Below are 14,037 nucleotides of genomic sequence, written 5' to 3'. Positions count from 1 at the left end.
GCTCACCCGGTGGTGAGCAGGTGGTGGACGATCGCCACGACCGCCGCGACGAGTGCGCCGAGGACCAGCGGCACACCCACCCCGTAAGCGGTGTAGGCGGTGCGGGCCCGGCGCGGGTACGCGCGGGCGGACGGGTCGCGGCGGACGGCCAGCCGCAGGTAGGCCCGGCTGGACGCGGCCAGCTCGGTGGCTCCGGCCAGCTGAGCGAAGATCTTGTAGCCGTCGAGCGGCGGCAGCGGGACGAGCATGGAGAGTCCCTGCACGCTCCCGAGGAACAGGAGCCCCGACAGGGCGCCCCGGGTCGCGTCATCGACGGGGGCGTACAGCCACACCGCGAAGAACGGCAGCAGGAACAGCAGGTTCATCACGGCACCGGCCACGGCGGTGGCGATCCGGTGGCGACGGGCTGACAGGTAGAGGAAGTTGTCGACCGTGCAGTACATGATCACGACCGGGAGCCGCCAGCGCAGGCCGATCTCGGAGACGTGCCCGCCGTAGTGCCGGGCGACCACGCCGTGTGCCAGCTCGTGCAGGGCGGTGCTCAGCCACAGAAGTGTCGCGGCGGCCGTCAGCAGAACCGGGTTCTTGAACAAATCCCATGCGGCGGAGACCAGTTCACCCGCATGCCAGGCCAGTACGGCCTCCATGACGACGGCCAGGACGAGCAGCGGCACCATGCACCACGGCGACAGGGCCCAGCCGATGGCCCGGTGCAGCCGCCCGGTCGTCGCGTCCGCGTCCGCGACCAGCCGGAGACTGCCCCGGAGCAGGGTGCGCGGCTCGGCGGGCGCCGGGGGCGGGGCGGCGGCCGGGGAGCCCTCCAGAAGGCCGCGCTTGCCCAGCATGCCCAGCAGCTGCCGCCAGTTGGCGGCGGCCAGCCTGCGCCCGTACACGCGCGCGTACTCCGCGCCGATCTCCCCCAGGCTGCGCTCACCGTCCATCCGGGAGATCAGGAAGTGCTCCTTGGTGCCCACCTTGAAGGACTGCCCGCTGCCGGTGTCCTTGATCAGGTGCACGGTGTCGGCCCCGTGCAGCAGTGTGTCGCTGACCAGTACCTCGGGGCGGAGCCGGGGCCGGTACGCCGTGAAGGCGTCGGGGGCGTCGGGGGCGTCGGGCGGGGCCGTCACCGCGGCTCCCGCAGGGCGCGGCCCAGGACGTGCGACAGATAGGCCTCGTCGCGGATGGTCACATGCAGCCGGTTGTTGGTCATGTGCATATACGGGGAGAGCAGCAGCGGCAGCGCCACGGCGGGGTCCGTGACCTGCTCGTCCCGTTCACCGTCCCACGACCGGAACACCAGATCGCCGTTTTCGGCCAGGGCGCGAGCCCGGTCGCGCAGTTCGGCGCAGTGCTCGGCCCAGCCGGCCAGGAACGCGGGAAGCCGGGGACCGTCCAAAGTGCCCGCGACGGCCGCGCGGACGGCGGCGAACCGGGACGCCAGCTTCGGCGCCATGGCGGCGTAGTTCCGGTCGTACTCCTCGCTGCCGATGAAGCCGGTGCCGGGGAAGGCGCGGTGCCAGAACGCGTAGTAGCTGTCCAGATAGTCGGCCAGCTCGTCGTCGCCGGGCAGGAAGGTGCCGGAGACGACCATCATCAGCTGTGCCGAGGTGCCGAGCAGCACGGTCCGCAGATGCAGGTTCTTGGTGCGGAACGCCTCGATGACCAGGTCGCTGGAGTGCCGGAAGTGCCACTCGGCCAGCTCGATCCCGGCCGGGCCGCCGTATTTGCCGTACTCCGGTTCGTACGGCTCCGGGCTGCGGGTGTTGTTGGGGCGCAGCCGCATGCGGCCCTGGTCGTCGGTGTAGTGGGCGCGCTCGCTGCCGGGGAACTCGATCTCGAAGAGCGTGTTGTAGAAGTCGCTCAGGAAGCCCGAGTCGACCTCGTACAGGGCGGGGCGCTCCTTGAGGAACGCGTCGACGGCCTGCTCGGTCCTGCGGCGGACCTCCTCCTGCACGTCCGGTGACGACGGTTTTATCCGGAGCCGGACGTGGGGGCCTTCGAGCCAGTAGTTGATGAAGAAGTAGCCGGCGAGGAGCCCGTCCGCCTCCAGTCCGGCCACCAGGGGGCGGATGCAGTGGAGCAGCATGGGGCGGGGGTTGGCGGCATAGAAGACATGTGTGGCCTGCCAGGCTCCGGCGCCGGCATCGCGTGCCGTGATGGTGGTCATCGGTGGCCGTCCCTTCCGGTCGTACGGGTGGACACAAGGGTTTCCACGGCGAGTTCGGCGACATGGCGGCCCCGGTCGGACACGGTGTGCAGGGCGTTCTCGTCGGGCAGCGTCTCCCGGAACACGACCCGGGCCCGGTCGGTCCTGATCAGTGCCTCGAACGCCGACAGGGACAGGGCGCTGTCGAAGTCGACGTACTGCGGCTTGGCGCCGGTAGCCCCGCGGGCGCCGCTGTCGGAGAGGGTGGCGAACACCCGGTCGGGCAGCCCGTGGGCGCGCCGGAAGCGGTGCCAGCCCAGGAACCGGTCCGCGTCCGGAACGCCCGGCGCGGCCAGTGGCAGCCGGGCGGCGGGGCAGCTCCAGCTGCGGCGGCTGAGCACCACGCTGCCGTGCCTCACGCGCGGCCGGGTGGTCACCCCGCGGTCCGGTTCGCCCTCGGGGACGCCGCCCCAGACGTTGAGCGGCGCCATGGAGGTCGGGGACAGCAGGAGCAGGGTGCGCGGCAGCTCGGGGAGGGCCAGCGGCACCAGGTAGCCGAGGTAGACGGGGATCACCTCGCGGCCGAGCCGGACCGACCGGAGGACCAGGCGGTCGGCGTCCACATCGTGCTCGATGAACAGGTCGTCGAGCGGGATGCGGAACTCCGGCTCCAGTGTGCCCCGTTCGCCCGGACAGACGATCTCGTACTCGGTGAGCCGCCCGTGCAGGTTGAGGTTGCTGGTGACGGGGCCGCCGGTGACCTCCGCGAAGACGGCGCCCTCGGGCCGGATCTCCTCCGCCCGGCGCAGCAGCCGGTCCTCGACGCCGTCGAAGCAGTGAGTGAAGCGGCTGAAGGGGAAGGAGAGGCCCCCGTACGAGCGGTTGAGTACCGCCAGCGGACCCGTACCGCTGCCGTGGCCCCGGTCGGCGGCGAGCTGGAGGTGGTGGCTCATGGGGAGGAAGTCCGGGGCCACGGGGGCAAGCTCGGCGGCCACCGCGTCGATGAGATCGCCGCCGACGACGATCTCGTCACCCTCACGGCCCTCCCACAGGGCGCGCATCCGGGCGGCGAACGTCTCACGGGCCGAGTCGAGCGCCTTCAGCTGCGGCAGGCCCAGCCAGTTGACCTCGGGGACGTAGCGGCCGTCGGCATCGAAGGAGGTGTGCCCGACGGTGAAGGTCATGTACTGGTCGAAGAAGTCCTCGTGGAATTCGTGGACCAGCTTCAGCAGGTCGTCGCAGCGGCCACCCAGCCCGTACCGGGCGATGAAGAAGCCCTTGAAGGTGATCCGCTGCGGCAGCGTCAGGTCGAAGGCGGGCAGGATCCGCTCCACCTCACCCAGCGGCCCCGCGACCCGCTCGGCCCACGCCGCCCGGCCCAGGGCGGTTCCGGAGCCCGCCGCCGCGTCCTCGTACAGAACGGTCTGCGGCACCCTCGCCTGCCCCGCTGCTCCCAACATCTCCTGAACGGCGCGGAGTTCGGCCCGCAACTCGTCCAGCAGCGCACGCCGCTCCGCCGGATCCGCCGCTCCGAACCGGTCGACACAGGAGACGGCCGCGTCGAGCCGGCCGGCCAGCGCGTCCGCCCACGGCCGGCCGAGGTCCCGCAGCGAGGCCTGGAACGCCCGCAGCGGGTCCGTGTCGTGCACCTCGGTCCGCAGGCACGGTACCTGCACCATGCCCACGTCCAGCAGGGCCTGGAGATACAGGGCGCACTCCTCCTCCCCGGCGCCCCGGTCGGCGGCGAGCCACTCGGTCAGCTCACCGAACCGCACGACCTCCCGCTCTTCGAACAGGCCGAGCAGCCGCTCCAGGGTGCCGCTGCGGCGCAGGAAGAACAGCCGGTCCTTCACCGCGTCGAACGTGACGGCCGTGTCGTCGTCACCGGCCGTCACCCAGCGGCGCACATACCGCACCCGGTCGTCGTCCCGCCCCCAGCCGGAGGCCAGGGACACGGGCAGGTCGGCGCGGCGGGCCGGATCCGCCACGAGGGCTTCCGCGAGGCGGCGCAGCGCGACGACGTTCAGCCGCGCGTGGCCGGTCCACTCCTGCGCGATCCGCGCCTCCAGGCCTTGGGCGGTCCGGTCGGTGAACTCGCCGGGCACGACCCCCGTGAAGGTCGAGAACGGGCTGGTCTTGCAGGCCGTCCGGTACAGGTACGACAACAGCGAGCGCTCGATCTTTCGCCGTCTCTTGTCCGGCCGGGCGTCCGGCGCCGCCGCCGTCTTCCATACATAGGCGTCGAGCTGGGCGTCCAGCGTGGGCGAGGCCAGCAGCAGGCCCTTGCGCAGCCGCTCCTCTCCCGCCAGCCGGCACAGCGCGGCGCGACTGCGGGCCGTCTCGGCGGCGAGCAGTGCGGCACCCTCCGCGGTGCGGGCGGTGAGGCGGCGGCGGGCGGCCAGCCAGTCCGCGAGCGCCCCGCCCACCGCCGGGTCCAGCCCGGCCACCAGGGCTTGGGCGGCGTCGGCATCGGCGGCCGGCGGGAGCCGGTTGTTGAACACGTCCCGGCGCAGCTTCAGCAGTCGGCGGCGCTCCCCGTCGTCGGCGCTCCGTCCGACCAGGGGGTGCAGCAGCTCGCCCAGGGCGGCACCCGCCGCACCCAGTTCCTCGCGGGTGGCCAGCACGTCGTCGGCCCAGCGGCGGCTGTCGGGGCAGCGGAGTTCCCGTACGGTCTCGACGGGCAGCCCGGCGACCCGGAGCATGAACGGCATGGTGGCGTTCCCTCGTTCCGTCCCCATCAGGCGATCTCGTACCGGAAGTCGGCGGGGGCGGGCCGCTCGTGGCCGATCATCATGATCAGGAGCGGCGCCTCGCCGGTCTCCTGGAGGCCGAGCTCCTCGATGTACGAGATGTTGTCGAAGCCCAGGGCCACGCCGCAGCCGAGGTCCATGGCGGACGAGGCGGTGTAGACGCCCTGCGACACGGCGCCGACGGCGGCGTTGACCAGGCGGTAGCCGCGGTCGCCGACGGCGTCGAGGACGGCAGCCGTGCGGACCGTGGGCACCAGGACGGCCCCGGCCTGCTCCAGGTTGTAGTTGGACAGGAAGTAGTTCTTCTGCAGGAAGGCGCCCGGGGGTCCTTCCCTGACCGGCCGGAGGGTCTGGCTGTCGGGGTCGTACGCGTACGAGCCGGGGGCCAGGCCGTCGACGTGGTTGACGAAGGCGTACAGCTTGACCAGCCGGGTGTCGCCCCCGGTGTCGCCGCCGAGCTCGGCCGCCTCCACGGCGGCGTGCAGACAGGCCGCCAACTGGTCCTGGCCGACCGGCCGCCCGGCGTCGAAGCGGCCGAAGCTGCTGCGTCGGCGGCGCAGGGCGGTGCGGACGTCGGTGCCGAGCGGCCGGGGCGCGGGCAGCGCGATCCCGGGCCCGTCCCCGTCCGCGGCCGGCGCGACGGCGGGGGCGAGGGCGCCGGGGGAGGGGCGGCGGGAGGCGTGCTCGGCGGTGGCGGCCTGCATACGCGTGACGGCGTCGAAGACCAGCACGGTACGAGACCGCTCGGAGTCCCGGTGCCGCACGGGGGCCGCCACCGGGGCCGACGCGTTCGCCGACACGAACGGGGCGCCCCGCCACCGCAGCGGCACGACCGCGAAGACGCCCTCCTCCTCGGTCCGCACGCCCAGCAGCCGGGCCAGCCGCTCCTCGTCGAACCACATCAGCGGCTCTGCCTCCAGGCCCCTGGCCCGCGCCCACATGCGCCAGGTGTGGAGGATGGTCCCGACATCCATGCTGACGGCGTGGAAGCTGAAGCTGTTGTACTTGAAGGCGTTCTGCCAGTACTTGACGCCGAGGACGAGGTACTGGTCGGTGGCCTCCGCCCCCGGCGCGACCTCCCCCAGCGCGGCGCGCAGCTCGCCCGACACGTCGCCCGTGAGCAGCCGCTGCATGGCGTGGTGGCGGGGGGCGTAGTAGTGCACCCCTGGCGGTACGGGGCCGCGGGCCCCGGAGACCCAGTAGACGCTCACCGGGTAGAGCCCACCGCCGGAGGCGGTGCCCCGGGACCAGTTGGCGAGCGGGTAGCGGGGCAGGGTGCCGAGGTCCGTGTTGGCCTGCACGCCCAGGCGGCGGCCGGTCAGACCGTACGAGTCGCGGAGCATTCCGGAGAGGGCGGCCAGGTCGAACGCCTCCCCCTCGGCCGCGGCTTCCACCGGCCCCAGGCCGCGGTCCAGGGTCGCGTCGGCAGGGTAGTCGCCGTCGGGCAGCGGCATGCTGTCCACGCCCGGGTAGTACTTGGTCTTGCGGGGGCTGTCGGCCCAGTCGGGCACGAAGTCGGCGGGCGCCATCGCGACCCGGCCGCGCTGCATGATCGCAGCGGCGTATTCATGGGCGTACCCCATGATGAACTCCTTGTTCACTCGGGTTTGCCGCGCGGATGTCCGTACCGGCCACGTCAGACGGCCCGCTTGTCCGGCTGGGGGGTCCGGAGGGCCGCGGCGCAGCCGTCATCGGATACGGCCCCGGCGAAGCGCGGCACTCGGACGCGGTCACGGGAAAGGATGTGGCGCGGGGTTGAAGTCGGCGGGTACGAGGTCCCGGTCGCGCAGACCGGCCTCGCGCAGCGCGGTGCGGAGGCGGGGCATGCCCAGCGCGCGCTGACGCGTCCAGCCGAAGTCGATCGGCAACAGCCCCGGCACGATGACCCCGACGGTGGTCAGGCCGAGGTCCCGCTGCTCCGGCATGGTCTGATCGACCACGATCACGTCGAACCCGGCGTCGGTGACCGCCGTGACACACTGCTCCAGGTCGTCCCGCAGATCGTCCGACACGGGCGGGGCCGGACGACTCGCGCCCTCGCCGTACAGCTCCGCGAAGGACCGCTTGGGCGGCCTGGGCGCGTCCGGCTCCCCGAGCAGGAAGTGGGCGTGGTTCCCCATCTCCGGGACGCCGTACGCCATCGGGTGGTCGTGCAGCGCCTCGACCTTGCCGAAGTCGTCCGCCATGGCCCGCAGCCGCTCCCAGTCGCGCTCGGTGCGTCCCTGGAGGTTCACCGCGTCGGTGGCGATCTCGCAGAGCGCGCCCGCGAGCGCGGCCTCGGGGTCGAGTCCGGCGCCCGCGCCGAAGCACATGCGGCCGATGCCGCCGTCGGGCCGTACCGCCACGCCCGTCACGACGGGGACGGGGAAGGTGATCCGGGTGTCGAAGAACCGGGCCTCGTAGCCGTACATCTCCAGCCGGTCCACCATCGCGCGGGTGGCGGGGCGGGTGCTGGTGCGCGGGTCGAGCTCGGGGAGCGCGGCCTGCCCGTACCAGGTGAGGAGGAACGCGTCGCGCTCGACGACCTCCATGAGGCCGCAGTACACGGCCTCCTCCAGACAGCCTCCGGAAGCACAGCCGTTGGAGGACTCCTGGACGAAGCGGTTCTCCAGACCGGGTGCGTGATAGTACGTCAGGACTTCCGGCACCAGGACGGGCTTGTGGTCGCGCAGGGAGTAGCCCCACACCCACGGGATCTCGCGGTCCGGGCGGAACGGGGTGACGCGCGGGTTCGCGCGGTGGAACTCGTCGGAGTACAGGCCGCATCGGCGGGGGTCCAGGGCGTGCGTCCCCTTGGCGCGCAGGCCCTCCAGGGAGTCCCGTACAGCTGCCCCCTTGGCACGGGCGCGCATGCCGGCGTACCGCTCCAGGCCCTCCAGGATCCCGATGCGCACGCTGTGCGCGAAGGTGTCGGCGTGGCCGCCCCAGAAGGTCTCGCGCAGGTACTCGCCGGAGCGCATGGAGAAGCAGCCGATGGTGGCGGAGGTGGAGCGGGAGGCCACGTCCTGGATGACGGAGGGGCCGAGGGAGCCGCAGACGGGGTTGGTGTAGGGCTCGGGCGGAAGGTCGTAGGCGCGGATGTCGCGGACGCGGATGGTCCCGGGGCGATGCTTCCTGGCGGGGCGCAGGTGCAGGACCGCGGCGTCGGGGGTGTCGGGCCGTGTTTCGCCGCAGGCGGGGCACTCGGGGTCCGGGACCAAGGGGTACGAGCGGACCCCCAGGGTCTTCAGATCCAGGAGGTGGACGTTCGGGTAGAGCGCGCCGCGCACGGGGGATGTGCTCACCCTCCCCGGGACGCCCGACTCCGCTCGAGCAGGGGGGACCCCCTCCGCCCCCGACGGCACGCATGCCCACAGCGGTCGCGGACCGCGCCCGCCGGTCCGCGCTGCGATCAGGGCGGCGAGGGCGTCCACGGCGAACGGCGTCAGGTGCGGTGTCTCCCCGGCCGCTCGGGTGCCGGAGCCCAGCTCCAGCGCCTCCCGCAACGGAACGGAGCGCACCGCCTGCCAGCGGCGGTCCAGGCACAGGCCGCAGGGACGGCGGCGGCCGTCGGCGGGGAAGGGGCCGACGACGGCCTGGCGGCCGTAGAAGCGCACCGGAACCGCCCCGGAGTCGCGGTCACCGCTCTCCCCGAAAGCGTCCCGCACGCCAAGAGGGGTCACGTCCAGCCTCACCGTGACGCCGTACCGGGCCAGGGCGCGGTGCAGGTCGTCCGCCAGTCGGCGGGCCTCAGCGGTCGGCATGCGCACCCGCCTCCGGGCCGGTGGTGAGGAGCACGTAGGCGGTGCTGACGCCGCCCGACGGGAGGTCGGCGGGGGTCGTCGCGACATGGAGGGCGTCGCGGCCCGCCGCCCGCAGCCGGTCCAGGATCGTGCCGAAGTCGGTGCTCCGGGCGTCCGGCGCGACCGGGGTGCCCGTCACCGCGATCGTCCCGGGCGCCAGGTCGGTCAGCAGCGGGTCGCCCAGGTCCACCTCGGTGTCCGGGTCCTCGGCCGCGAGTTGGGCCTGGCCCAGCAGGTCGCGGAGGGCGGCGCAGGCCGCGGCCCGGCGGGACAGGTCCGTGGCGACCGCCCAGCGGCCGTCCGCGTCCCGGGCGAGGACGGTCCGGGCCGACGAGCGGGCGCCCTCGCCCAGGTCGAGCAGCTCCGCGCCGACGCCCAGGTTGCGGGCCGACTTCAGCAGGAACACCAGCTCCGGGTCGGTGTCGTCCGCCGCCAGTGGGCGCACCTCCGTCGTGCCCCGCAGCGCGCGCAGCAGGGCGTCGTGGGAGAGCGCCGACATCAGGCCGCGGCCCGCCGCCTCCTGCGGGGTGGCGCCCGCTCCCGTGCCCGCGCGTGTGGCGAGGTGCGGCCGGGCCCGGTTGTGCTCCCCGAACGGGCGGACGGCCGCCGTGGGGACCCGTACCGACTCCTTCGTCAGCAGCGAGGTAGCGGAGGTCCAGGATGTGACCGGGGCGCCCGTGCCGCCGCCCGTGGTCAGCTGTTCGGGGCCGAGGGCGACGGCGGCGCCGCCGACCGGCCCCGGCTCCTCGGCCGCCGCCGGTGGCACCACGTGCTCCACGTAGGTCTCGGCCGCCGCGTACAGCGCCCGCATCCGCGCGCCCGCCAGATGGTGCACGTCGAACGCGGCGATCGTGCGCCGCACGCCGGGTGCGAGGGCCACCTCGACACGGCTGATCTTCAGCGGGGTCTGGGTGATCTCCTCGTCGTCGTACCGGCGGAAGATCCCCGTGTACGGGCGGACCAGCGCGCCGCTGATCCGGTTGAGGCCGTCGACGAGGGCTTCCGCCTCGCGTGCGGTCTCCACGGTGGGGGTGACCGGGAGCGCAAGCCCGTCGGGCAGTCGGTCCTCCCCCGCCGGTACGAGCTCCGCGCAGCGGCGGCAGCGCGGGTGCGGCTGCACGGGCTCCGCCACGACGTCCAGCGACTCCAGGTCCTGGATCAGGATCTGCCGGTCCGTCTCGGGCGGCAGGGCGCCGGTGGCGAGGCGGAACACCTCGTATGCGAGGAGGTTGCCGGTCATGGCGGCGACGGGCCCGGTCGGCAGCGCCCGGCCGGACGGGGGAGTGACGCCGCCGGTGACGGTGGCCCACAGGTCGGCGGCGGCGCCCGCGTCGGTGTTGCCGCCGAGCCGGAGCGCGGCGCAGGTCCAGCAGCCGGTGGAGCCGGCGGTGGCCAGGGGGCCGGTCACGGCGTGGCCGCCGAAGGGCCAGGAGGGGATCAGGGTGCGGCCCTCGGGCACCCCGTCGGCCAGCAGCCGGCGGGCGGTGGCCGCAGCGTCCGGGCCGGTGACGACGACGGTGTCGTACGGGGTGAGCTCCGCCCAGCCGGCCCCCGCCGCCGCCTGGTCGAGCCGCACCGGGCAGCCGTCCTCGTTCAGCGCGGCCGCCTCGGACACCACGTCAGGGGAGAGGGTGGTGACAGCGACCCGGGCGCAGCCGTTGCGGACCAGGCTCAGGGCGCACCAGCGGGCCACCTCGTCGTCGCCGAGCACGGCGACGCTCGTGTCCCGGAAGCGGGAGAAGCGGCCGGGGGCGCCCTCGGCGTAGTGGTCGACGTAGGCGATCTGCGCGGCGAACCGACGGGCGGGACCGGCCGTGGCCCCGGGCTCCTCCCCCGCGTCCGCCTCGGGGATGTCGCGGGCGAAGTCCCGTTCGTACAGGGTCTTGACGAGCTCGGCCGCCATGGCGCGCTGGGCCGGGCCGAAGCCCTCACAGATGTCGCCGAGACGATGGTGTCCGGCGAGGTGCGGAACGAGGAGGGAGGCGAAGCGGTAGGCGGTGCGGCCGGTCAGGTGGAAGCCGCCGTCGGCGTTGTGGAAGAGCACGCCGCCGGGGGTCTCGGTGAAGAGCACGTCCCGGCGTATCCGAGGCCGGGTCGGGGCGAGCGCGTCGAACGTGGTGTCGGCCATGCGGATTCACACTCTCTCTGAGGTCTGTGAGGGTTGTGCGGGATGCGAGGTCTGTGAGGTCTCTGCGGCCGTCCGGCGCTCCGTCCGGCGGTGGTCTTCCGCGGCGGCCCTGCGGGCGTACGCCCGGAGCAGTTCGTGCATCCGGTACGGGCCGGGCGGGCCGTCCTCCAGGAATCCGGCGTCGGCCAGCCGCTCCAGCACCTCCTCGGCGTCCACCGCGTCGGTGCCGAGCGCGGCCGCGCCGTCCTGGGCCCGGAAGGTGCCCTGCGGCAGGGACCCGGCCCGTACGAACGCGTCGGCCAGCCGGGGGTCGAGCCGGTCCCGGGCGGCGCCCAGCACGCGGATGACCGACAGCCGGGGGTCGTCCGCCAGGGAGAGCCGGGCCAGGGGGTCTTCGGCCAGCCAGGCGGCGGCGTCCGCGAGACCGAGCCCGGGGCGGGTCAGCAGCCGGGCGGCGACGATCCGCAGGGCGAGCGGGAAGCAGCCGCACAGCACGGCGAGTTCACGCGCGGCCGCCTCCTCGGGGTGGACCCGCTCGGCGCCGAGCGCGGCGACCAGCAGCTCGTACGCCTCCTCCTCGTCCAGCGTGGACAGCCGGTGCACCCGGCCGCCGTGCGTGGCGACCAGGCCCGCGAGGCCCATACGGCTGGTGATGATGGCGGCCCCGCCGTGGTGCTCGGGCAGCAGCGGCCTGACCTGGTCGGCGTCCACGACGTCGTCCAGCACGAGCAGCGCGGGCGCGCCCGGCTCCTGGTCCCGCAGCGCGGCGGCCACCGCGGCGGCGGCCTCGGACGCGTCGCGCGGCGTCCCGTCCGGGCGCACCATCCGCACGAGCAGCCGTCCGGCCGGGAAACGGTCCCGCACCAGGTGGGCGACATGGTGGGCGAGCGCGGACTTGCCGATGCCGGGCGCGCCGGACAGGAGGATGGTCACGGGTTCGTCGCGGGCTCCGCCCAGCCGGGCCACCATGGCGGCGACCTCGGCCTCCCGGCCGGTGAAGGACGGCACGGCGGGCACCGGGACAACCGGGGGCGGGTCCACGGCGGGCGGCCTGCCGACGAGGGGAGTCCCGCGGTCGGCCGGAGACCCGCGGGTGACGGGCGGGGCGGCGTCCCGAGGCCCGTCGGCCGACGGGCCGAGGTCGTCGCCGCGCAGGATGGCGAGTTCCAGCCGGCGCAGCCCCGGGGACGGGTCGACACCCAGCTCGTCCAGCAGGTACTCCTTGACCCTGCGGTACTCGGCGAGGGCCTCGCTCTGCCGCCCGGTCCGGTACAGCGCCTCGATCAGCTGCTCGTGGAACCGCTCGTGCCCCGGGTGGGCGCGGGTCTCGCCCCACAGCGCCACAAGCGCCTCGCCACAGCGGCCGAGGGCCAGCTCCAGGTCGCAGACCCGCTCCACGGTCCGCAGCCGCTCCTCCACCAGCCGGGGGACCTGGTCCCGGTGGAGGACGTCCGACCGTACGTTGGCGAGCAGGGAGCCCTGCCAGAGGGAGAGCGCGGCCTTGAGGATCCGCAGCTCCTGTTCGGGGCGGCCCCGGCCGGACTCCCCGGCACGGCCCACCAGTTCCCGGAAGCCGATCAGGTCGAGACTGCGCGGCCCCGCCGTGATGCGGTAGCCGCCGGGGACCGCCTCGATGGGTGTCTCGTCGACCCCGTGCTTCAGGAAGAGCCGCCGCAGCCGCAGGACGCAGGTCTGCAACGCGGCCTTGGCGGTGGCGGGTTGTTCCTCGCCCCAGATGGCCCGCTGGAGGTAGTCGGCGGACGCCACGCTGTTGGCGTGCAGCAGCAGCGCGGCCAGCAGGCTCGTCGGCCGGGAGGGCTGGAGCACGACGGTGTCGGGACCGTCGCTGATGCTCAGCGGCCCCAGCAGCTGAAACCGCATGCCCGTCGCCTAGTCCCAGCCGTTGACCAGTTTGCACACCCGGACCGGGGCGGAGGTCGGCGGCAGCTCCGTGGCGGTCCGCCAGGCCTCCTGGGCCGCGGTCCAGTGCCCGTACACGGCGTGGGCCGCCCCGCCGGGCAGGTCCCATGCGGTGGTCCTGACGTGCCGGGCGCGCTCACCGGCGGACGGCGCGGCCACCGCGGTACCGGCTCCGGCGGACAGCACCGCGAGCGACAGGGCCAGAGCGGCACCCGCCCGGATCCAGCGCGCGGACTTCATCGCCGTTCCCGTCATGTCTCTCCCCTGGAATCGCTGAACCGCCCCATCGGCTGCGTCGATGGGACTCACGATGCCAGCGGCGACCGGGCCGAATCGCGCTGTGTGCTGTCAGGTTGCTGCACCTCCGGTGCAGCTTGGTGCCAGGGGGGCGGCACTGAACCGCCCGGGAGGCCGCTGATCCTCCGAGCGGGCGCTCAGCGCGCGTCCCGGCGGCACGGGGGAATGCCACCGGGACGACTCTGAACAGCGTGTTCCTGGCCGGGCAGCTGCCCGCCTTCTCCTCGCGGCCGGCCATCGCGCGGTCAGGCCGGCCCTGGAGACGGTACGACGCCGGGGCGGCCCTTCCGGAGTTCTGTGACCGGCACGATCGACCAGTCCCGTCGGGCCCCGGCACTCCGTCGGTGGTGCGGTGTTCCGTCAGGCGCTCCGCAGGCCCCGCTTGAGGGCGGCGGCGATCTCCACGGCGCGGCGGGCCTGGAACTCGACGGACGCGAGGTTCTCCTCCGCCACGTTGGCCGGGTTGTTGCCGGAGACACTGCTCGCGCCGTACGGGTTGCCGTTGGCGGGGTCGAACTGGACGGCGTCGGCGAAACCGGGCGGGACGATGATGGCGCCCCAGTGGTAGAAGGTGTTGTTCAGCGCCAGCACGGTGCTCTCCTGGCCACCGTGGGCGGTCGACGTCGAGACGAACGACGACACCACCTTGTTCACCAGCTTGCCCTGGAACCACAGGCCACCGGTCGTGTCGATGAACTGCTTGAGCTGGGCGGCCGGGAGACCGTAGCGGGTCGGAGTGCCGAACAGGACGACATCGGCCCACTCCAGGTCGGCGAGGGTGGCCTCGGGGATGTCCTTGGTCTCCTCCGCGTGCGCGGCCCAGGCATCGTTGCCGGCGACGACCGAGGCGGGAGCCAGCTCGGCGACCTTGAGCAGACGGACCTCGTCGGCCCCGGCCTTCTCCGCCGAGGCGGCCGCAGCCGTGGCCATCTTGTGGACGTTCCCGGTGGAGGAGTAGTAGATGACGGCGACATTGGTCATGAGTAGCAGGGCTCCCTCATCGGCGTGTTCTGA

9 protein-coding genes are annotated in these 14,037 nt (G+C 73.8%); all 9 read right to left on the bottom strand.

All coding sequences use genetic code 11. The annotated features are described in order from the left end of the window. Positions 1-2: 2 nt before the first annotated feature. The gene (locus tag FVS66_RS30890) at positions 3-1,127 is read right to left on the bottom strand and encodes a M50 family metallopeptidase (protein ID WP_149184556.1); all 1,125 of its coding nucleotides are present in this window, start codon (positions 1,125-1,127) and stop codon (positions 3-5) included. Beyond that, positions 1,124-2,167, bottom strand: coding sequence for a lantibiotic dehydratase C-terminal domain-containing protein (locus FVS66_RS30885; protein ID WP_149184555.1), 1,044 nt, complete (start codon positions 2,165-2,167; stop codon positions 1,124-1,126). Before FVS66_RS30885 ends, FVS66_RS30890 begins: the two co-directional genes overlap by 4 nt. Then, positions 2,164-4,857, bottom strand: a complete 2,694-nt coding sequence (locus FVS66_RS30880; protein WP_262387305.1) for a lantibiotic dehydratase family protein — start codon at positions 4,855-4,857, stop codon at positions 2,164-2,166. Before FVS66_RS30880 ends, FVS66_RS30885 begins: the two co-directional genes overlap by 4 nt. Before the next feature lie 26 nt (positions 4,858-4,883). After that, on the bottom strand, positions 4,884-6,479 hold the full coding sequence (locus tag FVS66_RS30875; protein WP_149184554.1) for a SagB family peptide dehydrogenase: 1,596 nt from the start codon (positions 6,477-6,479) through the stop codon (positions 4,884-4,886). 147 nt (positions 6,480-6,626) lie between these two features. After that, complete coding sequence (locus FVS66_RS30870; protein ID WP_262387303.1) at positions 6,627-8,639, bottom strand: TOMM precursor leader peptide-binding protein; 2,013 nt, start codon at positions 8,637-8,639, stop codon at positions 6,627-6,629. Beyond that, the gene (locus tag FVS66_RS30865; protein WP_149184552.1) at positions 8,626-10,806 is read right to left on the bottom strand and encodes a TOMM precursor leader peptide-binding protein; all 2,181 of its coding nucleotides are present in this window, start codon (positions 10,804-10,806) and stop codon (positions 8,626-8,628) included. The genes FVS66_RS30870 and FVS66_RS30865 overlap by 14 nt, the downstream gene beginning before the upstream one ends. Positions 10,807-10,812: 6 nt before the next feature. Beyond that, positions 10,813-12,687: an AfsR/SARP family transcriptional regulator gene (locus FVS66_RS30860; RefSeq protein WP_149184551.1), complete on the bottom strand. Its 1,875-nt coding sequence runs from the start codon at positions 12,685-12,687 to the stop codon at positions 10,813-10,815. Positions 12,688-12,696: 9 nt separating this feature from the next. Continuing rightward, positions 12,697-12,981 (bottom strand): hypothetical protein, encoded by a 285-nt coding sequence (locus FVS66_RS30855; protein ID WP_149184550.1) that lies wholly within the window; start codon positions 12,979-12,981, stop codon positions 12,697-12,699. Between the two features lie 402 nt (positions 12,982-13,383). After that, positions 13,384-14,004, bottom strand: a complete 621-nt coding sequence (gene wrbA, locus FVS66_RS30850) for an NAD(P)H:quinone oxidoreductase (RefSeq protein WP_149184549.1) — start codon at positions 14,002-14,004, stop codon at positions 13,384-13,386. Positions 14,005-14,037: the final 33 nt, after the last annotated feature.

It is taken from the genome of Streptomyces sp. TRM49041 (genome assembly GCF_008271805.1).
Taxonomy (GTDB): domain Bacteria; phylum Actinomycetota; class Actinomycetes; order Streptomycetales; family Streptomycetaceae; genus Streptomyces.
The sequence above is the reverse complement of the archived record's forward strand: the minus strand, read 5'-3'. Positions and strand labels throughout refer to the sequence as shown.

Bases quoted from the DNA above. Each gene is read 5' to 3' on its own strand.
- FVS66_RS30885 (WP_149184555.1), bottom strand. From the start codon at position 2,167: ATGACCACCATCACGGCACGCGATGCCGGCGCCGGAGCCTGGCAGGCC.
- FVS66_RS30880 (WP_262387305.1), bottom strand. From the start codon at position 4,857: ATGCCGTTCATGCTCCGGGTCGCCGGGCTGCCCGTCGAGACCGTACGG.
- FVS66_RS30875 (WP_149184554.1), bottom strand. From the start codon at position 6,479: ATGGGGTACGCCCATGAATACGCCGCTGCGATCATGCAGCGCGGCCGG.
- FVS66_RS30870 (WP_262387303.1), bottom strand. From the start codon at position 8,639: ATGCCGACCGCTGAGGCCCGCCGACTGGCGGACGACCTGCACCGCGCC.
- FVS66_RS30865 (WP_149184552.1), bottom strand. From the start codon at position 10,806: ATGGCCGACACCACGTTCGACGCGCTCGCCCCGACCCGGCCTCGGATA.
- FVS66_RS30860 (WP_149184551.1), bottom strand. From the start codon at position 12,687: ATGCGGTTTCAGCTGCTGGGGCCGCTGAGCATCAGCGACGGTCCCGAC.
- FVS66_RS30855 (WP_149184550.1), bottom strand. From the start codon at position 12,981: ATGACGGGAACGGCGATGAAGTCCGCGCGCTGGATCCGGGCGGGTGCC.
- wrbA (WP_149184549.1), bottom strand. From the start codon at position 14,004: ATGACCAATGTCGCCGTCATCTACTACTCCTCCACCGGGAACGTCCAC.